At 65.6% G+C, this 23,358-nt stretch carries 24 protein-coding genes and 1 pseudogene; 12 read left to right on the top strand and 13 right to left on the bottom strand.

Annotated elements, in window-relative coordinates; translation table 11 throughout:
- The 3 genes and pseudogenes from ACT6UX_RS13630 to ACT6UX_RS13640 form a co-directional block, all read right to left on the bottom strand.
- Positions 1-282: pseudogene (locus ACT6UX_RS13630) on the bottom strand (caspase family protein); the annotation flags it as partial.
- A 111-nt stretch (positions 283-393) separates the two neighbouring features.
- Entirely contained in the window at positions 394-1,359 is a 966-nt protein-coding gene (locus ACT6UX_RS13635) for a D-2-hydroxyacid dehydrogenase (RefSeq protein WP_444775701.1), read from the bottom strand.
- Positions 1,360-1,364: 5 nt separating this feature from the next.
- Positions 1,365-2,111, bottom strand: a complete 747-nt coding sequence (locus ACT6UX_RS13640; RefSeq protein WP_444775702.1) for an SDR family NAD(P)-dependent oxidoreductase — start codon at positions 2,109-2,111, stop codon at positions 1,365-1,367.
- A gap of 143 nt (positions 2,112-2,254) precedes the next feature.
- Between ACT6UX_RS13640 and ACT6UX_RS13645 the strand changes: the two genes are divergently transcribed.
- The 4 genes from ACT6UX_RS13645 to ACT6UX_RS13660 all read left to right on the top strand — a co-directional run bounded on the left by ACT6UX_RS13645 (position 2,255) and on the right by ACT6UX_RS13660 (position 7,729).
- Positions 2,255-3,250, top strand: coding sequence for a Bug family tripartite tricarboxylate transporter substrate binding protein (locus ACT6UX_RS13645; RefSeq protein ID WP_444775703.1), 996 nt, complete (start codon positions 2,255-2,257; stop codon positions 3,248-3,250).
- A gap of 30 nt (positions 3,251-3,280) precedes the next feature.
- Positions 3,281-4,375, top strand: coding sequence for an NAD-dependent epimerase/dehydratase family protein (locus ACT6UX_RS13650; protein ID WP_444775704.1), 1,095 nt, complete (start codon positions 3,281-3,283; stop codon positions 4,373-4,375).
- 94 nt (positions 4,376-4,469) lie between these two features.
- Positions 4,470-5,393, top strand: a complete 924-nt coding sequence (ppk2, locus tag ACT6UX_RS13655) for a polyphosphate kinase 2 (protein ID WP_444775705.1) — start codon at positions 4,470-4,472, stop codon at positions 5,391-5,393.
- The gene (locus tag ACT6UX_RS13660) at positions 5,393-7,729 is read left to right on the top strand and encodes an Orn/Lys/Arg decarboxylase N-terminal domain-containing protein (protein WP_444775706.1); all 2,337 of its coding nucleotides are present in this window, start codon (positions 5,393-5,395) and stop codon (positions 7,727-7,729) included. The genes ppk2 and ACT6UX_RS13660 overlap by 1 nt, the downstream gene beginning before the upstream one ends.
- Here ACT6UX_RS13660 and ACT6UX_RS13665 read toward each other — a convergent pair.
- Entirely contained in the window at positions 7,711-8,295 is a 585-nt protein-coding gene (locus tag ACT6UX_RS13665) for a GNAT family N-acetyltransferase (RefSeq protein WP_444775707.1), read from the bottom strand. The two genes, ACT6UX_RS13660 and ACT6UX_RS13665, sit on opposite strands and share 19 nt — an antisense overlap.
- 212 nt (positions 8,296-8,507) lie before the next feature.
- Positions 8,508-9,389: a LysR family transcriptional regulator gene (locus tag ACT6UX_RS13670; protein WP_444775708.1), complete on the bottom strand. Its 882-nt coding sequence runs from the start codon at positions 9,387-9,389 to the stop codon at positions 8,508-8,510.
- A gap of 72 nt (positions 9,390-9,461) precedes the next feature.
- Between ACT6UX_RS13670 and dapA the strand changes: the two genes are divergently transcribed.
- On the top strand, positions 9,462-10,349 hold the full coding sequence (gene dapA / locus ACT6UX_RS13675) for a 4-hydroxy-tetrahydrodipicolinate synthase (protein ID WP_444775709.1): 888 nt from the start codon (positions 9,462-9,464) through the stop codon (positions 10,347-10,349).
- Here dapA and mscL read toward each other — a convergent pair.
- Both mscL and ACT6UX_RS13685 read right to left on the bottom strand, forming a co-directional pair.
- The gene (gene mscL / locus ACT6UX_RS13680; RefSeq protein ID WP_444775710.1) at positions 10,346-10,768 is read right to left on the bottom strand and encodes a large conductance mechanosensitive channel protein MscL; all 423 of its coding nucleotides are present in this window, start codon (positions 10,766-10,768) and stop codon (positions 10,346-10,348) included. The two genes, dapA and mscL, sit on opposite strands and share 4 nt — an antisense overlap.
- A gap of 20 nt (positions 10,769-10,788) precedes the next feature.
- Positions 10,789-11,727, bottom strand: coding sequence for an AEC family transporter (locus tag ACT6UX_RS13685; protein WP_444775711.1), 939 nt, complete (start codon positions 11,725-11,727; stop codon positions 10,789-10,791).
- A 127-nt stretch (positions 11,728-11,854) separates the two neighbouring features.
- Here ACT6UX_RS13685 and ACT6UX_RS13690 point away from each other — a divergent pair, with 127 nt between their 5' ends.
- From ACT6UX_RS13690 to ACT6UX_RS13705, 4 genes are all read left to right on the top strand, one after another.
- A complete protein-coding gene (locus ACT6UX_RS13690) occupies positions 11,855-12,205 on the top strand; it encodes a hypothetical protein (RefSeq protein WP_444775712.1) in 351 nt (116 codons plus the stop codon).
- Between the two features lie 62 nt (positions 12,206-12,267).
- Complete coding sequence (locus tag ACT6UX_RS13695) at positions 12,268-13,131, top strand: sulfurtransferase (RefSeq protein ID WP_444775713.1); 864 nt, start codon at positions 12,268-12,270, stop codon at positions 13,129-13,131.
- Between the two features lie 14 nt (positions 13,132-13,145).
- Positions 13,146-13,439, top strand: a complete 294-nt coding sequence (locus ACT6UX_RS13700; RefSeq protein WP_444775714.1) for a DUF1330 domain-containing protein — start codon at positions 13,146-13,148, stop codon at positions 13,437-13,439.
- Positions 13,432-14,490, top strand: a complete 1,059-nt coding sequence (locus tag ACT6UX_RS13705) for a hypothetical protein (protein WP_444775715.1) — start codon at positions 13,432-13,434, stop codon at positions 14,488-14,490. Before ACT6UX_RS13700 ends, ACT6UX_RS13705 begins: the two co-directional genes overlap by 8 nt.
- Here the strand turns inward: ACT6UX_RS13705 and ACT6UX_RS13710 are convergent.
- The 3 genes from ACT6UX_RS13710 to groES all read right to left on the bottom strand — a co-directional run bounded on the left by ACT6UX_RS13710 (position 14,442) and on the right by groES (position 17,004).
- A complete protein-coding gene (locus tag ACT6UX_RS13710; protein WP_444775716.1) occupies positions 14,442-14,846 on the bottom strand; it encodes an NUDIX hydrolase in 405 nt (134 codons plus the stop codon). The two genes, ACT6UX_RS13705 and ACT6UX_RS13710, sit on opposite strands and share 49 nt — an antisense overlap.
- 157 nt (positions 14,847-15,003) lie before the next feature.
- Complete coding sequence (groL, locus tag ACT6UX_RS13715; RefSeq protein WP_422017293.1) at positions 15,004-16,644, bottom strand: chaperonin GroEL; 1,641 nt, start codon at positions 16,642-16,644, stop codon at positions 15,004-15,006.
- A 45-nt stretch (positions 16,645-16,689) separates the two neighbouring features.
- Positions 16,690-17,004: a co-chaperone GroES gene (groES, locus tag ACT6UX_RS13720; RefSeq protein ID WP_296329370.1), complete on the bottom strand. Its 315-nt coding sequence runs from the start codon at positions 17,002-17,004 to the stop codon at positions 16,690-16,692.
- A gap of 282 nt (positions 17,005-17,286) precedes the next feature.
- Between groES and ACT6UX_RS13725 the strand changes: the two genes are divergently transcribed.
- Positions 17,287-17,553 (top strand): usg protein, encoded by a 267-nt coding sequence (locus ACT6UX_RS13725; RefSeq protein ID WP_444775717.1) that lies wholly within the window; start codon positions 17,287-17,289, stop codon positions 17,551-17,553.
- On the opposite strand, the gene ACT6UX_RS13730 is transcribed toward ACT6UX_RS13725, so the two are convergent.
- Together ACT6UX_RS13730 and ACT6UX_RS13735 are read right to left on the bottom strand one after the other, a co-directional pair.
- Complete coding sequence (locus tag ACT6UX_RS13730) at positions 17,536-18,510, bottom strand: NAD(P)H-dependent flavin oxidoreductase (RefSeq protein WP_444775718.1); 975 nt, start codon at positions 18,508-18,510, stop codon at positions 17,536-17,538. The two genes, ACT6UX_RS13725 and ACT6UX_RS13730, sit on opposite strands and share 18 nt — an antisense overlap.
- Before the next feature lie 89 nt (positions 18,511-18,599).
- Positions 18,600-19,226, bottom strand: a complete 627-nt coding sequence (locus ACT6UX_RS13735) for a glutathione S-transferase family protein (protein ID WP_444775719.1) — start codon at positions 19,224-19,226, stop codon at positions 18,600-18,602.
- Between the two features lie 73 nt (positions 19,227-19,299).
- Between ACT6UX_RS13735 and ACT6UX_RS13740 the strand changes: the two genes are divergently transcribed.
- Positions 19,300-20,079, top strand: a complete 780-nt coding sequence (locus tag ACT6UX_RS13740) for an HpcH/HpaI aldolase family protein (protein ID WP_444775720.1) — start codon at positions 19,300-19,302, stop codon at positions 20,077-20,079.
- On the opposite strand, the gene ACT6UX_RS13745 is transcribed toward ACT6UX_RS13740, so the two are convergent.
- On the bottom strand, positions 20,063-21,262 hold the full coding sequence (locus ACT6UX_RS13745; RefSeq protein ID WP_444775721.1) for a cytochrome P450: 1,200 nt from the start codon (positions 21,260-21,262) through the stop codon (positions 20,063-20,065). The genes ACT6UX_RS13740 and ACT6UX_RS13745 overlap by 17 nt on opposite strands.
- A 156-nt stretch (positions 21,263-21,418) precedes the next feature.
- Between ACT6UX_RS13745 and ACT6UX_RS13750 the strand changes: the two genes are divergently transcribed.
- A complete protein-coding gene (locus tag ACT6UX_RS13750) occupies positions 21,419-23,347 on the top strand; it encodes a potassium transporter Kup (RefSeq protein WP_444775722.1) in 1,929 nt (642 codons plus the stop codon).
- Positions 23,348-23,358 lie beyond the last annotated feature (11 nt).

The following is a 23,358-nucleotide window of genomic DNA, read 5'->3' on the forward strand; positions in this document are numbered from 1 at the left end:
GAGCGGTGGCGCTTCGGTGGGCGGCGGTGCCTCGACGACCGGTCCCAGCGGCACGACCGGCACGGGCACCGGGGGCGGCGCCGCGACGACGACGTCTCCGGGCGGCACGTCGGCAGGGACCGGTGTCGGCACGACGGGCAGCGGCACGGCGCCTGCTCCGGGTGGCAGCACCAGCTCCATGGGTGTGGGCGCAGGCTCGACCGGCGGCGGTTCGGTGAACCAGGGCATGGCCCCCGCGCCCGCCGGATCCGGCGGTGTGTCGGGTGGCGCGACCGGCACCACTCGCTGACCCCTTCTTCCATCACGAGGCGGCCCGTTCCTTTCCCGGAACGGGCCGTTGTGTGTCAGGGATAGGTGAGAGCCATCCCGTTCATCGCGATGGGCCTGAGGCCCCTAGTAACCCGCGCTGCGGTCGACCACTTCCTTCAGCGGCTCGCCCTCCAGGAAGCGTCTCAGGTTTTCGACGAACAGGCGCGCCACGAAGCGGTCGCGCTGTGGGTGCGGCCCGCCGATATGAGGCAGCACAACGATGCCTTCGGCCGTCCAGAACGGGTGGTTCGAAGGCAACGGCTCCTGCCGGAACACGTCGAGCAATGCGCCGGCAATCCTCTTCTCTTTCGTCGCTGCCATCAGATCGGCATCGTTGACGATCTGACCTCGGCCGAAGTTCAGCAGCCAGGCTGATGCCTTCATCTTGGCCAGACGCTTCGCATCAATGAAGTTCTCGGTGTCCGGAGTCGCCGGCAGAAGCAGCAGGACAAAGTCGGACTGCGACAGCACCTCATCGGTGGCTTCCGGCGGCAGCACCTCGGCCACGTTCGGGATGCGCGACGGACGACGCTTGGTGCCGATCACGTGCATGCCGAGCGCAACGGCGATGCGCGCCACCTCCTGACCGATGACGCCGAGACCCAGGATGCCGAGCGTCTTGCCCGTCAGCGGCTCGGCAACCGTATGGACCCACCGGCTCTGCTTCTGGTTTTCGGCGGCTAGCGCATAGGGCTTCGCGACGTGGAACAGCGCGCCGATGATGTTCTCCGGCATCGACTCGGTGTGCGTGCCGCGCGCGCAAGTGAGCGTGAGGCCCGGTGGCAGATCGGGGAGCGCCAGCCAGTTGTCGACACCGGCGCTCATCGCCTGCGCCCAACGCAGCCGGGGCATCGCGGGGAGCAGCCCGGCCGGCACCGCCCCCGCCATCATCGCCTCGGTCCGGGCGAGCTGCTCGGCAGACGGCTTCTCCTTGCGCGGCAGCGTGTCGATCGCGACACGGTCGGCGAGGCCTGCTGCCTGGATCGCGTCGAGATAGGCCGTCGGAGAATCCGTCCAGAGAAGGACGTGGGATCGGCTGGTCGGGGACATCGGCCTTACAGTCCCTGCCCGCCGGCCACGGCGATGGTCTGGCCGGTCACCCACGAAGCGAACGGCGAGGCGAGGAACAGCGCGACGTTCGCCACTTCCTCGGCATGGCCCATGCGGCCGAACGGGATCGAGGCCAGCGTGCCGTTGTAGAGCGCCGGATTGTCGGTCTTGCGCTTGTCCCAAACGCCGCCGGGAAACTCGATCGAGCCGGGCGCGATGCAGTTCACGCGGATGCGGTCCTTTGCGTACATCGCCGCCTGTGTGACTGTGTAGTGGATCACCGCCGCCTTGATGGCGCCGTAGGGCGGCTGGCGCGCCGCGGGATGATGGGCGGAGATCGAGGAGATGTTGACCACGTTGCCCTGCGACTTCTTCAACTCGGGCAGGGCTTCCTGCGTGGCATGGACGATCGAGAGCATGTCGACCGCGAGATTGCTGGTCCAACCCTTGTCGTCGTCCGACGAGCCGAAAGCCGAGGCGTTGTTTACCAGGAAATCGACGCCGCCCAGCGCCGAGATGGCATCACGCACATAGCCGCGCACCGCTTCGCCCTGGCCGAGGTCGGCGCTGGCGGCATGCGTCTTATGTCCGTGCTTGGCAAGTTCCGCGCGAGTCTCTTCGAGTGTCTTGGAATCGCGTGCGCAGATCGAGACGTCGCCACCGCAGGCCGCGAAGCCCATGGCGATGGCCTTGCCGATGCCCCGGCTGCCGCCGCAGACGATCGCCTTCTTTCCCGTGAAATCGAGTTTCATCGAATTTTCTCCTGTTTCGGCCGCCACCGTGGCTGCGGGGCCTTGTCAAATCAAGCGAAGGCTCCGATCCGGCACCGTATTGAACAGCGGAACGACTCAGCTAGACTGCGTCGCAATAAAGAAAGCACAGGAGGCTACGTTCAATGACCAGAATCAGGATTCCGCGCAGGCGCGCGCTCATCCTCTCGGGCGTTTCACTCGCCGCACCGATGATCGCCTCGGGCATCGCGCGCGCTCAGAACGACTGGCCCAACCGGCCGGTGAAATACATCGTGGTGTTTCCAGCCGGCGGCCCGACCGACACGCTATCGCGCATCGTCTGCCAAGAACTTTCCGAACTGACGGGCCAGCAGTTCATCATCGAAAACCGTGCGGGCTCCGGCGGCAACATCGGCGCCGACTTCATCGCCAAGTCACCGCCCGACGGCTACACGATCGGCCTCTACACGATCGCCGCGCATGCCATCGCGCCGACGCTCTACGCCAAGCTGCCGTTCGACGCCGGTAGGGATTTCACGGGCGTCGCCATGCTGTGGTCGGTGCCCAACATGCTGATGACCCGACTCGACTTCCCGGCTAACACGATTCCCGAGTTGATCGCGTTGGCGAAAGCCAATCCGGGCAAGTTCTCGTTCGCTTCGTCGGGCGCGGGCACGAGCCCGCATCTCACCGGCGAGATGTTCAAGCAGATGGCCGGCGTCAACCTGCTGCACGTGCCCTACAAGGGCAGTGCGCCCGCCCATCAGGACATCCTGGCAGGCCAGGTCGACATGATGTTCGACAACATTCCCGGGCCACTTGGCCTGATGAAGGGCGGCAAGGTGAAGGGCTTCGCGGTGACCTCCAAGGAGCGCCATCCAGCGGTGCCCGACAAGCCGACCTTCGCAGAGTTCCTGCCGGGCTTCGAGATCACTTCGTGGGGCGGCGTCTGCGCGCCGGCCGGCGTGCCGCCGGCAATGGTCGAAAAGCTCTCGGCGTTGACCAAGCAGGCCCTGCAGAAGCCCAGCGTGAAAGCCGCTTTCGACCAGCAGGGCGCCACCCAGATCTGGATGACGCCCACGGAGACCGCCGCCTACCGCGCCGCCGAGGAAAAGAAGCTCGCGCCCGTGATCAAGGCGTCGGGCGCCAAGGTGGAGTAGCTTCGTCACCCTGCACTGCCAGGAGTGACGATGCCTTCGAAGAAAATCCTGGTCGCCGGGGCCACTGGCCTCGTCGGCCATGCCGCCATGAAGCACTTCGCCGCCGTCGAAGGCCGCGAAGTCGTGGCTGTCTCGCGCCGCCGGCCGAACGAGACTCACGGGGCGCGCTGGCTGCCGCTCGATCTCACCGACCGGGCGGCCTGCGAAGCGATGGCGCCGGAGTTCGCGGGCGTCACGCACCTCGTCTATGCCGCCCTCTACGAACGGCCGGGGCTGGTTGCCGGGTGGCAGGAAGAGGAGCAGATCCGCACCAACGACCGGATGCTGCGCAACCTGATGGCCCCGCTCGAACGGGCGGCGCCGGGACTGCGGCATGTGGCGTTGCTGCAGGGGACCAAGGCCTATGGCGTGCATGTCCGCCCGCTCGCCGTGCCGGCGCGAGAGAACCGTTCGGAGATGCACGAGCAGCCGAACTTCTACTGGAACCAGGAGCGCTTCCTGCGTGAGTGCCAGCCGGGCACGAACTGGAGCTGGTCGATCCTGCGGCCCGTCCTGATCGTGGGCGATTCGGTGGGCAGCGCCATGAACGTCATCCCGGCGCTCGGCGTTTATGCCGCCTTCATGCGCCGGGCCGGCAAGACGAAGCTCGACTATCCGGGCGGCGTCGGCCGCGTGGCGCAGGCGGTCGATGCCGACCTCCTGGCCCGCGCCATCGCCTGGTCGGGTGAGGCCGGGGCGGCGCGCAACGAGATCTTCAACGTCACCAACGGCGACGTCTTCGTGTGGCCCAACGTCTGGCCCGCCATCGCCGATGCGCTGGGCTTCGAGCCGGGCGAGCATGTGCCCCTGGCGCTCGACCGCGAGATCCGGCCGCGCGAAGCCGACTGGGCCGAGATCCGCGCCACCCATCGCCTGAAGTCGGGTACGCTGAAGGAGTTCGTCGGCCTGTCGTTCGAATATGCCGACTATACGATGGGCCATGGCCGCACGGAGCCCGGCCCGGCGGCGATCGTCTCGACCATCAAGCTGATGCAGGCCGGCTTCACCGAGGTGATGGATACCGAGGCGATGTTCCGGAAGTGCTTCGCGGAAATGCAGGAAAAGGGCCTGTTGCCGCGCCCCTGAGGCCGCCACTCGCGACGTAGCGTGACCGTCGTCAAATTGTCATATGCGCCCCTCACTTTCCCGGCCATTCTGAACGGGCGACGGAGGGCTTGGCATGCAGAACGAAGGGGACCGCAAGGCTTTGGAGGATCGCGTCCGCCGGGAGCTGGCCGACAGCATCGACGAGGACCTCGAGCTCGAGCTGGGCGACGAAATGCTGGCCCGCCTGCCCGAGCATGGCGACGGCGACCTGCCGCAGAACGAAGGGATTGACCGGAAATTCTACTTCACCGAGCTGCTGCGGCTGCAGCGCGAGCTGATCAGGCTGCAGGACTGGGTGATCGCCCGGAAGCTAAAGGTCGTCGTCCTGTTCGAGGGTCGCGACGCCGCCGGCAAGGGGGGCGTGATCAAGCGCGTCACCCAGCGGCTGAACCCGCGCGTTTGCCGCACCGTCGCCCTGTCGGCGCCGTCCGAGCGCGAACGCACCCAATGGTACTTCCAGCGCTATATCTCGCACCTGCCGGCGGGCGGCGAAATCGTGCTGTTCGATCGCAGCTGGTACAATCGGGCCGGCGTCGAACGCGTCATGGGTTTCTGCACCGAGAGCGACGTGCGGGACTTCTTCGAGACCGTCCCCGAGTTCGAGCGCATGCTCGTGCGGTCCGGGATCATCCTGCTCAAATACTGGTTCTCGATCACCGATCAGGAGCAGAACATGCGCTTCCTGATGCGCATCCACGATCCGATGAAGCAGTGGAAGCTCTCCCCCATGGACCTCGAATCCCGTCGGCGCTGGGAAGAGTACACCAAGGCCAAGGAGGAGATGCTGGCCCGGACACACATTCCGGAAGCGCCGTGGTGGGTGGTCGAGGGCAACAACAAGCGCCGCGCCCGGCTCAATTGCATCCACCACCTTCTGCAACAAGTCCCGTATAAGGACGTTGAACACCAACCGATCGTCCTGCCCAAGCGCGAACACAAGCCCGACTACGCGCGCACGCCGGTCGCTCCCGAACTCTATGTCCCGGCGGTCTACTGATGGATTTCTTCAGGCGTTTCACGTTCCTCGTCTGCGCTCCGGCCTTCGATGCCGACGATCTCGAAGGCCACAGGCTGGGCGAGATCACGGTTTCCATCGAGAAGATGGGCTTCCAGGTCGTGCGGGCCCGCCGCATCGAGGATGCCGAGATGGTGGTGCAGACCGACGCCGCCATCGGCTGCATGGTCGTGGACTGGGGCAAGAAGGGCCTCGACGGCAAGGCTGCCGCGATGATCAACATGATGCGGCGGCGCGGGCTGGAGATGCCGATCGTGATCCTGGTGCGCCGCAAGCGGCTGCAGGACATCCCGGTCGAACTCATGGACTTTATCGACGGCTACATCTTCCTCTCCGAGGAGACGCCGGAGTTCATTGCCAAGAACCTGGTGAGCCGGCTCAAGCAATACGCCGAGACGCTGAAGACACCGTTCTTCGGCGAGCTGGTCGACTATGCCGAGGAAGGCAACCAGCTCTGGACCTGCCCCGGCCACAATGGCGGCATCTTCTACAACAGGAGCCCGATCGGCCGGATCTTCGTCGAGCACCTGGGCGAGGCGGTGTTTCGCGACGACCTCGACAATTCCGTGCTCGATCTCGGCGACCTGCTGGTTCACGAGGGCCCGGCGCTGAAGGCGCAGAAGGAAGCCGCCGTCATCTTCGGCGCGGAGAAGACCTACTTCGTACTGAACGGCACCTCGTCGTCGAACAAGATCGTGCTGCAGGCGCTGGTCGCGGAGGGCGATCTCGTCCTGTTCGACCGCAACAACCACAAGGCCGCCCATCACGGCGCGCTGTTCCTGGGCAACGGCATCCCCATCTATCTCGAGACCGACCGCAACGCCCACGGGCTGATCGGGCCGATCTTCCACGAGGCGCTGGACGAGACCGCCATCCGCGAGAAGATACGCACCAACCCGCTGGTCCAGGACAAGGAGGCGTGGAAGCGCGAGCGGCCGTTCCGCGTCGCCGTCATCGAGCAGTGCACCTATGACGGCACGATCAACGACGCACGCCTGATCGTCGAGAAGATCGGCCATCTCTGCGACTACATCCTGTTCGACGAGGCCTGGGCCGGCTTCATGAAGTTCCACCCGCTCTATGCCGGCCGCTTCGCCATGGGCCTGACCAATCTGGGGCCCGACAGCCCCGGCATCATCGCCACGCAGTCGGCGCACAAGCAGCTCGCCAGCTTCAGCCAGGCCTCGCAGATCCATATCCGGGATCGGCACATCAAGGGGCAGCGCCGGCGCATCGAGCATCGCCGGTTCAACGAATTCTTCATGCTGCATGCCTCGACCTCTCCCTTCTACCCGCTGTTCGCCTCGCTCGACGTCGGCGCGCAGATGATGAAGGGCCGTTCGGGCGAGGTCCTGTGGGACGACACGATCCGGCTCGGCATCGAGATCCGCAAGAAGATGCGCGCCATCCGCCGCGAGTTCGAGGACAAGGAACGCGACCCGGCGCGGCGCTGGTTCTTCGAGCCCTTCATTCCCAACCGGGTGATGGTGGGCGACCGCGAGCAGCTCTGGGAGGAAGTTCCGACCGATGATCTGGCGACCCACGCGCGCTACTGGGAGCTGGCGCCCGAGAGGCGCTGGCACGGCTTCAAGCACGTGGCGCCGGGCTATGCGATCACCGATCCCAACAAGCTGATTGTCTTGACGCCCGGCTTCGATCGCGAGAACGGCGGCTATGCCGGCCACGGCATCCCCGCCCCCGTGGTCGCGCAGTATCTTCGCGAGAACCAGATCGTGCCGGAGAAGAACGATCTCAACTCCCTGCTCTTCCTGATGACGCCCGGCGTCGAATCGAGCAAGGCGGGCACGCTCTTGAGCGCGCTCGTGATCTTCAAGCGGCTGCACGACGAGAACGCGAAGCTCGAGGACGTGATTGGCGAATTCGTCCGCCGCCGGCCGGCGCGCTATGGTGGCCTGCGCCTGCGCGATCTCTGCGCCGAGATGCATGCCTTCTTCCGCGAAAGCAACGTCAGCCTGATGCAGCGCGCGCAGTTCATGCCCGAGCACCTGCCCGAGCCCGCCATGGCGCCACACGAGGCGGTGCGCCAGCTCGTCCGCAACAATGTCGACTATGTGCCGATCGAAGAGGCGGCCGGTCGTATCGCCACCACCATGTTCGTGGTCTATCCGCCGGGCATCGCCAGCATCGTGCCCGGCGAAAGGCTCGACGAACGAGCCAAGCCGATGCTCGACTACCTGCTCATGTTCCAGAAGAGTGCCAACCTGTTTCCCGGCTTCGACGTCGAGATCCAGGGCATCTATCGCGAGATCGACAAGGAAGGGCGCGTCCGCTTCTACACCTACGTGGTGCGCGAGTAGGCGATTTCTACCGGCGGCGTGCTGATGCCTGCGCCGATGGCGCGCTGCATCAGCACGCTGTCGGCCCACTTCCCGTACTTGAAGCCGACGCCCTCCAGCAGGCCGACCCGCCGGAAGCCGTGGGTCTCGTGCAGGCTGAGCGACGCGACATTGTCGGCGTCGATATAGGCGAACATCTGGCGATAGCCTGCGCCAGCACAGGCCTCGATCAGCGCCGGCAGGAGGAGACGGCCGATCCCGGTAGAGACATGATCGGGATGGACGTAGATCGAATGCTTCACGGCATAGCGATAGGCCGGACGCTTTCGAAACGGCACCGCATAGGCATAGCCCACGATCACGCCGTCGCGCTCGGCCGCGAGATGCGGCAGCCGGCGCCGCAGCATGTTCTTGCGCCGCCGCTTGATGTCGTCGGCCTGCGTCGGCTCGATATCGACATCGCCCACGCCGCGCGTGATGTGGTGCGTGTAGATCGCGATCATGGCCGGCACGTCGTTTTCGGTCGACGGCCGGACCACGACCGCGCCGTGTGGCTTTTCGAGCACGGACTCGCTCGTTGCTGACATCACCTGCTCCTCCTCCGAGACGCCCGGATCAAACACGCCTCCATGACCGTTTCATGTCAGCACAAAAAGAGGGCCCGGAGAGTTGTTCACTCTCCAGGCCCCCAGACGCCCCCTCTAAACTCGCTGGCCGGTGCGGCGATGTCTCGAACCGCGTCCGTCCATGCACGCGAAGATACGGGCCGGCGCCGCATCGGCACAGGGGGCGCTTGGTATCAATTGTTATGGTTTCGTAACCGTCCGGAAAAAGTTGCCCGCACGTGATCGGCCAGATCGCGCGCCGCGGGACCGAGGCCCGGCGGGGCATAGAGGTTGATACGGAACTCCGGCAGCGCCGGCAGCTTCGCCTCACGGCCGAGGATCACGAAGCGCTCGGGGACCGAGGAGCGCAGCAGCGGTGCGACCGCGAGGCCCGCCTCCAGCACGGCATAAACGGGCTCTAGCCGGCTCACCTCGCAGACCGCGCGCCAGTCGCGCCCGGCCTTGCCCAGTGCCTCGACCGCGACGGGTCGGAAGACGCAGGTCGGCGCGCCGAGCGAAACCGGCAGCGGATCCTTGAGGTGGGCGTCTCCGTCCGGCGCGCCGACCCAGACGAGGCGGTCGGTGCGCAAGGTCTCGCCGTGCCGCCCGCACTCCGTCTCGGTCGTCATGGCGAGATCGACGCCGCCCGACTTCAGTTCCTCGCGGATCACGCGTGAATCCTCACAGACGAGGCTGACTCTCACGCGCGGTTGTGCCTTGGCGAAGCGCCGCAGGATCGCCGGCACGAAGCTGCCGATGATGTCATAGGGCACGCCAAAGCGAACCTCGCCCTCGAACTGCGGCGCACGCATCGAGGACCAGACTTCGTCGTTCATCGCCACCAGCCGTCGCGCCTGCTCCAGCAGCCGCTCACCCGCCGGTGCCAGCACCAGTCCGCGCCCCTGGCGGCTGAAGAGCCGGCAGTCGAGCGCCTCCTCCAGTCGCTTGATCTGCTGGCTGGCCGCCGCCTGGCTCATGCCGAGCGCCGCTGCAGCCCGCGTGACGCCGCCCGCTTCGACAACAGTCAGAAAGGCGCGCACCAGCGCCAAATCGAGGTCCTTGCGCATGGAGAACATATAAGCACTTCCGAACAATCCCATCCAAAACATTCGTTTCTGTTATTTTTGGCTTCGCCCTAGCGTCGCCCCATGATCACCAGGATTTCAGGCCTCTGGCTGCCCCTCATCACGCCGTTCAAGGACGGCGCCATCGACTTCGCGAGCTACGACCGGCTGGTGAATCACTACATCGCCAAGGGCGTGGACGGGCTGCTGCCACTCGGCACCACGGGCGAATCGCCGGCGCTCGACGAAGACGAAATCGCCGCCGTGATCGAGCGCACGCTGGCGGTCGCCGACGGTCGCGTGCCTGTGTTTGCCGGCATCGGCGGCAACGCCACGGCAAAGGTCGAGAAGGAGTTGAAGCGGCTCCGCCATCTGCCGATCGCCGGCATCCTCTCAGTGTGCCCCTACTACAACCGGCCGAGCCAGGACGGGCTGACCGCCCATTTCCGTCGCATCGCCGCGGCCACCGACCGCAACGTCGTGATCTACAACATTCCCTACCGAACTGCGGTGAACCTCTCCAACGACTCGCTGCTCGAACTGGCCGAGCTGCCGAACATCGTGGGCGTCAAGGACAGTTCCGGCAGCGTCGAGCAGTCGCTCGAACTGTTGCGCCGCAAGCCGGCCGACTTCGCCGTGCTGACCGGCGAGGATGCGCTGTTCTTCACCATGCGCGCCAACGGCGCGGAAGGCGGCATCCTGGCGGCGAGCCACCTGAGAACGGAGGGCTTCGTCGAGGTCGAGCGCTGCTTCAGGGCCAACGATCTCGCCGGCGCGCGGAAGGCGTGGGCGCCGCTCGCCGGCTTCGTGCCGATGCTCTTCGCCGAGGCCAACCCGATGCCGATCAAGCATCTGCTGTGGCGGCAAGGGCTGATTGCCTCGCCGGAATGCCGCCTGCCGCTCACGAAGATCTCCGACGGGCTGGCCCACCGGCTCGACGCGGTGTTCGCCCAGCCGAAGGCGGCGGCCTAGCCGCGCGCCTTCAGGAGATCGCGGATCTCCGTCAGCAACTCCTGCTCCTTGGTCGGCGGCGCGGGCGGCGGCGGAGCGTTCTCTTCCTGCTTGATCACGCGGTTCATGCCTTTGATCACCAGGAAGAGGACCCAGGCGATGATCAGGAAGTTCACCGTCACGGTCAGGAAGGTGCCGTAACCCAGCGTGGCGCCGGCCTTTTTGGCGGCATCGTAGGTCGCGGCCTGACTGGCCGCCGGCGTGAGGCCGATGAAGTAGTTGGTGAAGTCGAGCCCGCCCGCAATACGGCCGATGATCGGCATGATGATGTCACCGACCAGCGAGTCGATGATCTTGCTGAAGGCCGCGCCGATGATCACACCGATGGCGAGATCCACGACGTTGCCGCGCATCGCGAACTTCTTGAATTCCTGAAGCATGGTGTTCTCCCGTTTCGTCGTCAGGTCACGCGCAGCCAGACCAGCAAAGCAGAAACCGTCACCACCGAGAAGGCCGTCGACAGCAGAACGGAGGCGGTGTTCTGCTCGACCGACACATCGAACTGCTTGGCCAGCACGAAGGCATTGGCGGCGGTCGGCAGCGCGGCCATCAGCAGCGCCACCTTGCCCGCAATCGAATCGATGGGCACGAAGAAAGGCAGGATCAGCAGCGCCGCCAGCGGCTGCAGCAGGAGCTTGATCAGGGTGGCGAGGCCGGCTTCGGCAAGACCGCTCTTGATCGACTTGTCCGACAGGAAAAGGCCGATGGCGAACAGCGCACAGGGCGCGGCGGCGGCCCCCATGAGATCGAGCCATTTCTCGACCGGCACGGGAATCGGGAGTCCCGCCCAGGAGGCCACGATGCCGAGCGCAATCGAGACCGGCAGCGGATTGCGCGCCACGTTGAAGGCGGCGCGCAGGAAGGTTCGCAGGGGACCGTGGCCCGCCGCGACCTCGAGCTCGATCAGCATGACGCCAAACACCATGGAGACGACGGCCGTCACGATCACCGTGAGCATGGCCGGCGGAAGGCCCTGCTCGCCGAAAGCTGCGAGGCAGAGTGGGACGCCCATGTATCCGACATTGCCCCACGAGGCCGCGATTCCCTGGAGACTCATGGCCGCCAGACCGCCCCGCGAAACCAACCGTGTCGTGGCCATGCCGACACCGAAGGTCGCGACCACGGCGATTCCGAAGCCCGCCATCAGGCTGGGATCCAGAACGGCAGTCACCGGCGTGCGCGCCAGGGTCCCGAAGAACAGCACCGGCAACGCGAAGTAGCTCACAAAGGCGTTCAGCGCCGTGGTCGCCTCGGGCCCCAGGATACGCCAGCGACCAGCCAGATAACCCGCGAGGATGACGCCGAAGATCGGAAAGGCGACGTTGAGAATGGCCTGCACGGGCTTTCCGATTGCAGTTGCTCTAACCTATTAAGAATTTGACATAAATGCTATAAATCACATAGCATTTTAACGATATAGCGAGGCCGCATCCGTCCCCTCATCGCAAGCGGCCCGGGAGATTCTCATGCGTCTTTTGATCGCCAGCATGGCCGCCTTGGCTGCGGTCGCCTTCGCCGCCCCGTCTTTCGCCCAGGACGAGACCATGCCGACCCCGGCGCCCACCGCCAAGCCGAAGGCGCCGACGACCGCCTCCTGCAACAAGATCAAGAGCAGCTCGCAGCGCAGCGCCTGTCTGAAGAAGGTCCAGGTCGCGAAGGCACCGTCCAAGAAGACGAAGAAGACCACGACCACGCCGGCCGCCCCGAAGTCGCCCGAGATGGGCCAGCTGCCGCCGGCCTCGGCACCGGCACCGACCGCCGCCTCGCCGTCATCCGGCCCGGTCAGCGTTCCGCCGCTGCCGTCGAAGACGATTTAACTTGAGGCACGGTTCGTCCGAACCGCGCTAGTCTCCGCTCTCCCCAACCCCGGGAGAGCGACATGGCCCATTCGGCCAACCTGATCACGACAGACGAACTCGCGCGCCAGCTCGGCGCGCCGGCGCTTCGCGTCTTCGACTGCACCACCTACCTGAAGCCCGGCCCCGATGGTCGCTACGTCGCCGAAAGCGGGCGCGAGAACTACGACAAGGGACACATCCCAGGCACGGCCTATCTCGACCTTCAGGCCGACCTTTCCGACAAGACCTCGCCACTCCGCTTCACCCTGCCCTCGCTCGAAGAGCTCACCCGGGCCTTTGCGGCCAAGGGTGTCGGCCACGGCACCTTCGTGGTCCTCTACAGCCATGCGTCGCCCGTGTGGGCGAGCCGCATCTGGTGGATGCTGCGCGCGGTGGGCTTCGACGAGGTCGCGATCCTCGACGGCGGCCTCGACAAATGGAAGGCCGAAGGCCGCCCGCTGTCGACCGAGCCTGTCACCCATCCGCGGGCGACGTTGTCGCTGCGCGGCCGGCCGGAGATCTTCGTCGGCAAGGACGCGATCAAGGGCGCGATCGGCGATCCCTCGACGCTGACCCTCAACGCGCTCAGTCAGGACCAGCACAGCGGCGCGGGCGGCGTGGTCTATGGCCGCGCCGGCCGCATCGCCGGCTCGTCCTGCGTGCCGGCCGCCAGCCTGTTCGGGCCGAACAAGGCGCTGAAGTCGATCGCCGAGCTGCGCGCCGCCTTCGAAGGGGTCGGCGCCGCCCCGGACAAGCGCGTGCTGGTCTATTGCGGCGGCGGCATAGCGGCCACGCTCGACGCTTTCGTCCTCACGGCCCTCTTGGGTCACAGGAACGTCTCGGTGTACGACAATTCCATGCAGGAATGGGCCAACGATCCGGCCCTGCCCATGGAAACTGGCTGACGAGGGAGAAAGACGTGACGGCCTATATCATCGTCGAGATCGACACCAAGGACGAAGAGTTGATGAACGAGTACCGCAAGCACACGCCGGGCCTCGTCTCCAAGTTCGGCGGCAAGTTCATCGTGCGCGGCGGAGAGTGCACCAGCCTTGAAGGCGGCTGGACGCCGGCGCGTGTGGTCGTGCTGGAGTTCCCCGACCGCGCCAAGGCCGAGCGCTTCTATCATTCGGAGGAGTACAAGCCCGTCCTCGCGATGCGGCTGAAAGCGGGCCACTCCAAGGCGATCCTGATCGACGGCCATCATGGCTAGCGAAGCCGCCTACAGGGCGGTTGGCACGCTCTACAATGCGCTGATGACGGCGCTGGTCATAGGCCTCGTCTCGCGACGCGGCAGCGATACGGCGCGGGAATACATCTTTCGCCACTTCCGCCGCCAGCATCTCGAGAAATTCCTGCCTGGCCTGCAGAAACTCGGCCTCACGGCTGAGAAGGATGCGCCGGCCTGCGCGCTCTATCATTACCATTCCAACGCGCTGGGCGGCGTCAAGACGGGCTATCTGCGCGAGAGCGACAGCAAGGCCTGGGTACGCTATCCGCCGCCACGCTGGATGTGGAAGGGCACCGCCATCGCGGCGGTACCGCACGAAGTGTCGGCCGCCTTCCTGCACGGCTGGCACGGCCACAACGGCATCTCCTTGAAGAACCCGGGCCTCGGCTTCGTCTGTACGGGCATGACGGTCGACGGCAAGCCCGGCCTCGAGGGCTACTATTACGACTATGGCCGCCCCCTGAAGGAGGAGGAGCGCGTGCGCTTCGCCTACGACCAGGAGATGCCGCGTATCGACTGGAAGACCCAGCCGAAGCTCGCGACGGAGAATTGGCCCGAGGAACGGCGGCTGCGTACCTACCGGTCCTATGCGATGGGCTATGTGCAGACCATGCTGCCGGTGCTGCAGGACCTCCTGGGACCGAAGGACGCCCAGCTCGAGATGGGCCGCGTGGCGCGTCTCGTCGGGCTGCAGTTCCACGAGGAGACAGCGCGCGACCTCGACCTGCCGACCGACGTGGAAAGGGGCGACCTCGAAAGCGCTTGCCTGTTCGCGCGCTGGCTGACGGCCCTTCTGTCCGCCGAGGGAGAGGCGATCACCACCGAGGAGAAGGACGGTGCCGTCGTGGTTCGCATGGACGGGTGGAAGCTCGCGCGGGACCTCCCGCTCGCCGACCCGTTGGCAGGCTTCGACGCCTGGAACGAGCTGTGGCTCGGCGCTGCAGGCGCCCACGACCGCTTCCTCGACGTGAAGACAAGCCGCAGCTACGACGACGGAAGCTGGCGGGCAGCCTGGCGAATCGCGCCGAGATAGCCCGAGGGCAGCGGAAAGCCGGCGACCCATTCGGCAACCGCGGCGAGTTCGACCCAGCACGCTTCGCGATGCTCGTGACTGAGGGCGATCGCGCCCTCGGCTCGCACCGCGCAGGCATAGGCCACGATCCACACGAAGCGCTGCGGCAACACCTGGAACAGATGCTCGTCGACGAGGGCGCCGACCTCGACGGCAAGCCCCGTTTCCTCGCGCACCTCGCGGACCAGCGCCGCACGATGATCTTCGCCGGGATCGGGACGCCCGCCGGGAAGGTCCCACTCGTCGCGCTCGTTCAAAAGCAGCAGGACGCGGCGGTCGTGAATCAACACGCCTTTGATCGATGTCGGGTAGTTCAAACCCCGTCCCCTGCCTTCCCCCTCCCAGCCTCCCCCGTCAGACCGGGGAGGTGTCCCCGAAGGACGGAGGGGGAAAGCCACGGTGACGGCGTGCGAGCCAAAAGAAAAGGCCGGGGATCTCTCCCCGGCCTTTCCGCATTCTTTGAGAAGAATGGACTTAGAAGTCCATGCCGCCCATGCCGCCGTCGCCACCCGGCGGCATCATCGGGGCCTTCTTCTCCGGCTTCTCGGCGATCATGGCTTCCGTCGTGACCAGCAGGCCGGCCACCGAGGCGGCGTCCTGCAGGGCCGTACGAACGACCTTCACCGGATCGATGATGCCGGACTTGATCATGTCGACATAGTCGCCCTTCTGGGCGTCGAAGCCGAAGTTCGTGTCCTTCTGCTCGAGCATCTTGCCCGCGACGACGGCGCCGTCGTAGCCGGCGTTCTCGGCGATCTGGCGGACGGGCGCCTGCAGCGCACGACGCACGATCTCGATACCGACCTTCTGGTCGTCGTTGGAGGTGCGGACCTTGTCCAGCGCGCGGAGCGCGTAGAGCAGGGCCGAACCGCCGCCGGCAACGACACCCTCTTCCACCGCAGCCTTGGTGGCGTGCATGGCGTCGTCAACGCGGTCCTTCTTTTCCTTCACTTCGACTTCGGTGGCGCCGCCGACCTTGATGATCGCAACACCGCCGGCGAGCTTGGCCAGGCGCTCCTGGAGCTTCTCGCGGTCGTAGTCCGAAGTGGTCTCCTCGATCTGGGCGCGGATCTGGCTGATGCGGGCCTGGAGGTCCGCCTTCTTGCCCGAGCCGTCGACGATCGTGGTGTTTTCCTTCTCGACGATGACCTTCTTGGCCTTGCCGAGCATGTCGAGCGTGACGTTCTCGAGCTTGATGCCGAGGTCCTCGGAGATCAGCTGACCGCCGGTCAGGATCGCCATGTCCTCGAGCATCGCCTTGCGACGGTCACCGAAGCCCGGCGCCTTGACGGCGGCGATCTTCAGGCCACCACGCAGCTTGTTCACGACCAGGGTCGCCAGGGCCTCGCCCTCGACGTCCTCGGCGATGATCAGCAGCGGCTTGCCCGACTGCACGACCGCCTCAAGCACCGGCAGCATCGCCTGCAGACCCGACAGCTTCTTCTCGAACAGCAGGATGTACGGCGAGTCGAGCTCGGCGATCATCTTGTCAGCGTTGGTGATGAAGTACGGCGAGAGATAGCCGCGATCGAACTGCATGCCCTCGACAACGTCCAGCTCGGTGTCAAGGCTCTTGGCCTCTTCCACCGTGATGACGCCCTCGTTGCCGACCTTCTTCATGGCTTCGGCGATCATCTTGCCGATCGACTTGTCGCCGTTGGCCGAGATCGTGCCGACCTGGGCGACTTCGTCCGTGCCCGTGATCTTCTTGGCGCGCGCCTTGATGTCCTCGACGGCCGCCTCGACCGCGAGGTCGATGCCGCGCTTGAGGTCCATCGGGTTCATGCCGGCCGCGACCGACTTCACGCCTTCGCGCACGATCGCCTGGGCGAGAACGGTCGCCGTCGTCGTGCCGTCGCCGGCGATGTCGTTGGTCTTCGAGGCCACTTCGCGCACCATCTGGGCGCCCATGTTCTCGAACTTGTCGGCGAGCTCGATCTCCTTGGCGACGGTAACGCCGTCCTTGGTGATGCGCGGCGCGCCGAACGACTTGTCGATGACGACGTTACGGCCCTTCGGACCCAGCGTCACCTTGACGGCGTTGGCGAGAATGTCGACGCCGCGCAGCATGCGCTCGCGGGCGTCGGCGCTAAAGCGGACTTCCTTGGCTGCCATTTTCTATTCCTCTTGAATGTTGATTTCGGTGAAGCCGAGCGAAGCTCAGGCGGCCTTCTTCATCGAGGCGGAGCCTTCGATGATGCCCATGATGTCGGATTCCTTCATGATCAGGAGATCCTGGCCATCGATCTTGATCTCGGTGCCCGACCACTTGCCGAACAGGACGCGATCGCCTTTCTTGACGTCGAGCGCAACCAGGTTGCCCTTCTCGTCGCGGGCGCCCGGACCGACGGCCACGATCTCGCCTTCCATCGGCTTTTCCTTGGCGGTGTCGGGGATGATGATCCCGCCCTTGGTCTTGCCTTCTTCCTCGACGCGCTTGACCACGACCCGGTCGTGAAGCGGACGGAACTTCATGGTTCTTCCTCCAGTAAGCAATTGACCCTGCGCGACCTGGTGGCCGCGGTGAATTAAAGCGCTGTCAGCACTCTCAGACAGTGAGTGCCAATGGCGCACGGCATTTAGGGTTACCTGCTGCTTGAGTCAAGGCAGAGGGCAAAAGGTTCTAGAAAGTAGGTTCGCACCTGCAGCAATCGCCCCAGACTGCTGCTAAGTATTTGTTCTGGAACGATTTTTGCTGATTTTTCTTGAAGGGTGCGTGACTATTCCCCGACGCGCACCAAGTCAAGGAGGGTCTAAATGGATCGTAATTTTGTTGCGCAGCTCAACGATTATCGCATCACGACCGCCGAAATCCTCTACTGGATGCCCGATCACCAGCATGTTCTGCAGAGTTTCCTCTGGCAGAATCTCGATCTGGCCCCTCGTTTCCCCGCCCTCAGCAAGTTCCTCGATTTCTGGGAGCACAATCTCGACGGCAAAGTCCATCGGGTGCGCGTGGCCAATGCCCAGCTCGTGAAGCCCGCCGAATTCCGCTTCTCCTGCGGGCTATACGCGCTGCATTGATCGGCACGCCTCATCGTATTCGACCGACGTCCGCTCGATCAGGTCGGCAACCGTCGGGACATCCGCCACGCCCGAGACCGAATGACCGGCGCTCCAGATGTCTTTCCAGCGTTTGGCATCCGGCCGTTCGCGCTCGGTAGCGTTGATGTCCTTCGAAATATCGATCTTGCCGCGCACCGGGAGGTTGTCGGGATCGAGGCCCGCCGCTTCGATCGACGGGCGCAGCATATTGGTTTCGAGGCCGGTGAAGGCCCGGGTCAGCAGCACGTCGTCGAGCCTGCTCGACACCAGCATCTGCTTGTAAGCGTCCTTGGCCAGGCTCTCGCGCGTGGCGATGAACTTCGTGCCCATATAGGCAAGGTCGCAGCCCAGAGCCTGGGCCGCCGCGACGGCGTGACCGTCCGCCATGCCGCCCGCCATCACGACCATCCCGTCCCAGAAAGTCCGCACCGCCCGCACGAAGGCAAAGGGATTGGCCCAGCCGGTCTGCCCGCCGGCGCCCGCCGTCAGCAGCACCAGCCCATCGACGCCCGCCGCCACCGCCTTCTCGGCATGACGGACCGACGCCACGTCGGCCAGGACGAGGCAGCCCGCGTCCTTGAGCGGCTTCATCACCGGCTCGGGCGAGCCGACCGACGTGATCACGATCTCCGCCTTGTGACGCAGCACGGCAGCCAGATCCTCGGGCACGCGCGGATTGGAGCGATGCACGATCAGGTTGGGACACCACGGCGCGGGCGCACGGCCCTCCGTATCGGCGGCACGCTTCGCATCGTCGGCCATGCCGGCCAGCCAGGCATCGAGTTCCTCGACGGTGCGGCAGTTGGCGGTCGGGAAAGAGCCGACGACGCCGGCACGGCAGGCCGCCGTCACGAGGGCCGGCCCGGAGACGAGAAACATCGGCGCCGCAATCAGCGGCAGGCGGAGGCGATTGCGCAGGAAAACAGGCAAGGACATGGCGCGAGCTTAGCCCAGCGCGGCGCGACACCGAAGGTGCGCGGTCGGACCGCCACGCGAACGCGGCGGTCCGTCGATCGCAATCTGGATCAGGCCGCGGCCGACAGGCCTTCCTTTTCGAGCACGCGCTGCACGGCCGGACGGGCCTTCATGCGCTCGTAGTGGGCGGCGACGTTCTTGGGCAGCGGCATCTTCATGCGCCCGGCCGCCCAGAAGGAAACATAGAAGAGCGCGGCATCGGCGACCGAGAATTTGCCGGCGAGGTATTCCTTGCCTTCCAGCGCCTTGTCCATGACAGCGAGGCCCTTCTCCATGATCTCCTTGCCGCGCGCCTTGACCTTATCGTGATCGGCTTCGGTGTAGGCGAAGTTGCCGGGGCGGAACATGCGGCTGAAGCCCTGCATGTGCATGGTCGACACCGCGTAGTCCATCGCCTCCAGCGCGCGCGCTTCGCCGTCGGCATCGGACGGCAGCAAGCCGCTCTCCGGATTCTTGCGCGCGAGCCACACGGCGATCGCGGGGAACTCGGTCAGCGCGGAACCGTCGTCGCGCTGCAGGGTCGGCACCTTCGACTTCGGATTGAGCGCCACGAAGTCCGGCCCGTACTGTTCCTGCTTGGCACCATCGACCTTGTGCACGTCGTAGGGCTTGCCGATCTCCTCGAGCAGAACGTGGATGCCGATCGAGCAGGCGCCAGGCATGTAATAGAGCTTCATGGTTCTCTCCCTAAAGCAGGTGTGTCGTGGGGACGGTCCACGCTAGCATCGCCCCTCAAAAGGGGGAACGACAATGACAAGCAATGGACTTCGCGCACTCGTGGGCACCGCCCCGACGAAGATCGGCACCTTCCTGTTCGAATTCGCCACACCGGGAATCGGCCAGATCCTGAAGGCGGCGGACGCCGAGTTCGCAGTGCTCGACATGGAGCATACGGGTTTCGGCTTCGATACCGTGCGCCAGGTCGTGCGCTACATGCAGGCGGCGAACCTGCCGCTGGTCGTGCGCGTGCCCTCGCAGTCGCGCCACCACATCTCGCGCGCGCTCGATACCGGCGCCGATGGCGTGATGGTACCGATCGTCTCGTCGGTCGAGCAGGCCAAGGCAGTGCTCGACGCCGCCAAATACTGGCCCGACGGAACGCGCGGCGTGGCGCTGGGCCTCGCCCATGAGCGCTTTGCCATGCGCTCCGAGCCGCTGCTGCCGCGCTTCGCCGAACAGAATGCGCGCACCGCCATCATCCTGCAGGTCGAGGATCCACGCGGCGCCGCCGCGGCCGAAGAGATCGCCGCCCTGCCCGGCGTCGACATGCTGTGGCTCGGCCACAATGACTTCACCGTCGCCATGGGCGAGCCCGGCGCCTTCGACCATCCCGACTTCCTCAATGCCGAGAAGGCCACGATCGCGGCGGCGAAGAAGCACGGCAAATCCGCCGGCCGCCTCGCCGTCGACGCGAAGCAGGCCGCTCAGTTCGTGAAGCTCGGCTACGACTTCGTCTCGATCGCCGGCGACGTCTGGTTGCTGCAGCAGGCCTTCGCCGCCGGCGTCGCGACGATCAGGCGCGAATCCTGACCGGCAGCGAGCGGATGCCGCGGATGAAGTTGGAGTAGAGCCGCACCGGGGGCGCGACGACCTCGATCACGAGGTCGCGCTTCAGCAGCTCCTCCCACAGGATCCGGATCTGCATCTCGGCCAGACGGTCGCCGACGCAGCGATGGATGCCGGCGCCGAAGGAAAGATGCTGGCGCGCCTTCGGCCGGCCGACGATGAAACGTTCGGGCTCGTCGATCGCCGCCTCGTCGCGATTCCCCGAGACGTACCACATCACCACCTTGTCGCCGGCGCGGATCTGCTTGCCGCCCAGTTCGCAATCCGTGCGGGCGGTGCGCCGCATGTGGATCACCGGCGTCGCCCACCGGATCGTTTCAGACACGAGATTCGGCATCAGCGCGGGATCGACCTTCACTTTGTCGACCTCGCTCGGATTGTCGAGCATCGCCATCAGGCCGGCGCTCATCGAATTGCGCGTCGTATCGTTGCCGCCCACGATCAGCAGCGCGAAGTTCCCGATGAACTCGCGCGTCGGCATGTTCTTCGTGGCCTCGCTGTGCGCCATCATCGAGATCAGGTCGAAAGTCGGCGGTCGCGCCGCGCGCTCCTGCCACAGCGCCGCCATGGTCTCGGCCATATGCCGCAGCTCGGCCATCCGCTCCTCGTTGGTCTTCACGACCGCGTCCTCGGCGTCCACGTTGCAGATCGCGACGTCCGACCAATAAGTGAGCTTGCGGCGGTCCGCCTGCGGGAAGTCGAACAGGGTCGCCAGCATCATGGCGGTGAGCTCGGTCGAGACCCGATCGGCCCAGTCGAACGTCTCCCCCCTCGGCAGGCCGTCGAGCACATGAGCTGTGCGCTCGCGGATCAGCCCCTCCATGTTGGCCAGGTTGGACGGAGCCACGATGGGCGCCACGGTCCTGCGCTGCGCGGTATGGCGCGGCGGGTCCATGCGGATGAAGTTGGGCAGTTCCTCGCCCTGGGGCTGGTCGGTGATCTGGATTCCGCCCAGTTCGGAGGCCGAAGAATAGGTCGCCGGATCCAGCTCGACCTTCATGATGTCGGCATGGCGCGTGACCGACCAATAGGGCCCAAACGGACTCTCGGCATGACGGTGAACCGGATCTTCGCGCCGCAGCCGGGCGAAGTGCGGGCCCCAGCTGTCCTCGCGATACAGGCGCGGCTGACTGACGTCGATGTGCATGGTCGCGCTTCTTCCCTTGTTTTCCTCAAGCGGCCTGCATGCCGCGTGCGAGTCAAGCGGATTAGTCGCCGGTTCTCCGATTTGGCGCGTTGACACTGCCGGTGCGTCGGCGCAAACCCTCGCCGCGCCGCCTCCCACAGGCGGCGTTCGTACATCATGGCCCCAGCCGAACCGTCCCAAACCCAGACCAGCGCCGAGACCGCGCCGGCACCGAGCTCCCCGCACCACCCGGCGGGGGCGGCGCTCGTCGTCGGCGCCCTGGGCGTCGTCTTCGGCGACATCGGCACCAGTCCGCTCTACGCGCTGCGCGAAACCTTCCTGCACGGCACCGGCATGGCGCCGACGCCCGATCATGTGTTCGGTGTCCTCTCGATGCTGTTCTGGGCGGTGACGCTTACCGTCACCATCAAGTATGTCGCGCTCATCATGCGGGCCGACAACAAGGGCGAAGGCGGCGTGCTGGCACTGGCCACCCTGGCGTCCCGGGGGCTGAACGGGAGGGCCCCGAGGGTCCGAATCGGCATCATCATCCTGGCCGTGATCGGCCTCGCCCTTTTCTACGGCGATGCGATGATCACGCCGGCGATCTCGGTGATGAGCGCCGTCGAGGGTCTCTCCGCCGTGACGCCGGCCTTCACGCCGTTCGTCATTCCCCTCTCCCTCGTCATCCTCGTCGGCCTGTTCCTGCTGCAGGCCCGTGGCACCGCCGATGTCGGCCGCCTGTTCGGGCCGGTCATGTTCGTCTGGTTCCTGGTCCTGGGCGTGCTCGGGGCGTGGCAGATCGCGAAGAATCCGGTGGTGCTGGAAGCGATCAATCCGATCTATGCCTACTATCTGATCACGGATCAGGGATTCGGCATCTTCTGGGCCTTCGGTTCGATCGTGCTGGCCGTCACCGGTGCGGAGGCGCTCTATGCCGACATGGGCCATTTCGGCCGCCAGCCAATCCGGATCGGCTGGTTCGGCATCGTCATGCCGGGCCTCCTGCTGAACTATTTCGGCCAGGGAGCGCTCATCATCGAGAACCCGGCCATAATCCATCAGGTCTTCTTCGAGCTGGTGCCGGCCGACTATATCATCTTCCTGGTCATCCTCTCCGCGCTGGCGACCGTGATTGCCTCGCAGGCGGTGATCACCGGCGTGTTCTCGCTGACCCGGCAGGCCATCCAGCTCGGCTACCTGCCGCGCATGGAGATCCATCACACGTCCGAGACGGCGATCGGGCAGATCTACATCCCGCGGGTCAACTGGCTGCTGATGTCCTGCATCATCGCCCTCGTGGTGGGCTTCGGATCGTCCGGCGCACTGGCCGGCGCCTACGGTCTCGCCGTGACCGGCGCGATGCTGGTCGATGCGGCACTCGCCATGGCCGTCGCCATCCTGGTCTGGCGCTGGGCCTGGCCGTTGGCGGCCGCGGTGTTCGGCTTCCTCGCCATCCCCGACCTCGCCTTCTTCATCGCCAACGCGCTCAAGATCCCCGACGGCGGCTGGCTGCCGTTGATCGTGGCCTTCCTGATCTATTTCACGATCACCACCTGGCGGCGCGGCCGCAAGATCGTGGCGTCGGAACTGAGTGAGGGTTCGCTGCCGCTCAAGCAGTTCCTCGAGCGCATGGAGCGCGCGCCGGACCGCGTCGCGGGCACCGCCGTCTTCCTGACGGCGGACGCCACCCATACCCCCGCCGCATTCCTGCACAATCTCAAACACAACAAGGTGCTGCACGAGCGCATCATCATCCTGCAGGTCGACACGATGGACGTGCCGGTCGTTTCCGATGCCAGCAGGGTCGAAGTCGAGCGGCTGGGCAAGGGTTTCCATACGGTGGTCGCCCACTACGGCTTCACCGAACAGCCCGACATTCCCGAGGCATTGCGCGCCTGCCGTCCGCACGGCATCGCCTACGACGAGATGGAGACCTCGTTCTTCCTCGGCCGCGAGACCCTGGTGCCGTCGCAGCATTCCCGGCTCGGCCGCTGGCGCCGCGACTGGTTCATCTCGCTCTCCCATTCGGCCTCGGCCACCAAGACCTTCTTCCGTATCCCGCCCAACCGCGCTATCGAACTCGGCAACCAGATCCAGATCTGAGGCCGTTCGCC

Source organism: Reyranella sp., from assembly GCF_052439685.1.
Lineage (GTDB): Bacteria > Pseudomonadota > Alphaproteobacteria > Reyranellales > Reyranellaceae > Reyranella.

Excerpts from the sequence above, each read along its gene's own strand:
- ACT6UX_RS13635 (WP_444775701.1), bottom strand. The coding sequence starts at position 1,359 with ATGTCCCCGACCAGCCGATCCCACGTCCTTCTCTGGACGGATTCTCCG.
- ACT6UX_RS13640 (WP_444775702.1), bottom strand. The coding sequence starts at position 2,111 with ATGAAACTCGATTTCACGGGAAAGAAGGCGATCGTCTGCGGCGGCAGC.
- ACT6UX_RS13645 (WP_444775703.1), top strand. The coding sequence starts at position 2,255 with ATGACCAGAATCAGGATTCCGCGCAGGCGCGCGCTCATCCTCTCGGGC.
- ACT6UX_RS13650 (WP_444775704.1), top strand. The coding sequence starts at position 3,281 with ATGCCTTCGAAGAAAATCCTGGTCGCCGGGGCCACTGGCCTCGTCGGC.
- ppk2 (WP_444775705.1), top strand. The coding sequence starts at position 4,470 with ATGCAGAACGAAGGGGACCGCAAGGCTTTGGAGGATCGCGTCCGCCGG.
- ACT6UX_RS13660 (WP_444775706.1), top strand. The coding sequence starts at position 5,393 with ATGGATTTCTTCAGGCGTTTCACGTTCCTCGTCTGCGCTCCGGCCTTC.
- ACT6UX_RS13665 (WP_444775707.1), bottom strand. The coding sequence starts at position 8,295 with ATGTCAGCAACGAGCGAGTCCGTGCTCGAAAAGCCACACGGCGCGGTC.
- ACT6UX_RS13670 (WP_444775708.1), bottom strand. The coding sequence starts at position 9,389 with ATGTTCTCCATGCGCAAGGACCTCGATTTGGCGCTGGTGCGCGCCTTT.
- dapA (WP_444775709.1), top strand. The coding sequence starts at position 9,462 with ATGATCACCAGGATTTCAGGCCTCTGGCTGCCCCTCATCACGCCGTTC.
- mscL (WP_444775710.1), bottom strand. The coding sequence starts at position 10,768 with ATGCTTCAGGAATTCAAGAAGTTCGCGATGCGCGGCAACGTCGTGGAT.
- ACT6UX_RS13690 (WP_444775712.1), top strand. The coding sequence starts at position 11,855 with ATGCGTCTTTTGATCGCCAGCATGGCCGCCTTGGCTGCGGTCGCCTTC.
- ACT6UX_RS13695 (WP_444775713.1), top strand. The coding sequence starts at position 12,268 with ATGGCCCATTCGGCCAACCTGATCACGACAGACGAACTCGCGCGCCAG.
- ACT6UX_RS13705 (WP_444775715.1), top strand. The coding sequence starts at position 13,432 with ATGGCTAGCGAAGCCGCCTACAGGGCGGTTGGCACGCTCTACAATGCG.
- groL (WP_422017293.1), bottom strand. The coding sequence starts at position 16,644 with ATGGCAGCCAAGGAAGTCCGCTTTAGCGCCGACGCCCGCGAGCGCATG.
- groES (WP_296329370.1), bottom strand. The coding sequence starts at position 17,004 with ATGAAGTTCCGTCCGCTTCACGACCGGGTCGTGGTCAAGCGCGTCGAG.
- ACT6UX_RS13725 (WP_444775717.1), top strand. The coding sequence starts at position 17,287 with ATGGATCGTAATTTTGTTGCGCAGCTCAACGATTATCGCATCACGACC.
- ACT6UX_RS13730 (WP_444775718.1), bottom strand. The coding sequence starts at position 18,510 with ATGTCCTTGCCTGTTTTCCTGCGCAATCGCCTCCGCCTGCCGCTGATT.
- ACT6UX_RS13735 (WP_444775719.1), bottom strand. The coding sequence starts at position 19,226 with ATGAAGCTCTATTACATGCCTGGCGCCTGCTCGATCGGCATCCACGTT.
- ACT6UX_RS13740 (WP_444775720.1), top strand. The coding sequence starts at position 19,300 with ATGACAAGCAATGGACTTCGCGCACTCGTGGGCACCGCCCCGACGAAG.
- ACT6UX_RS13745 (WP_444775721.1), bottom strand. The coding sequence starts at position 21,262 with ATGCACATCGACGTCAGTCAGCCGCGCCTGTATCGCGAGGACAGCTGG.
- ACT6UX_RS13750 (WP_444775722.1), top strand. The coding sequence starts at position 21,419 with ATGGCCCCAGCCGAACCGTCCCAAACCCAGACCAGCGCCGAGACCGCG.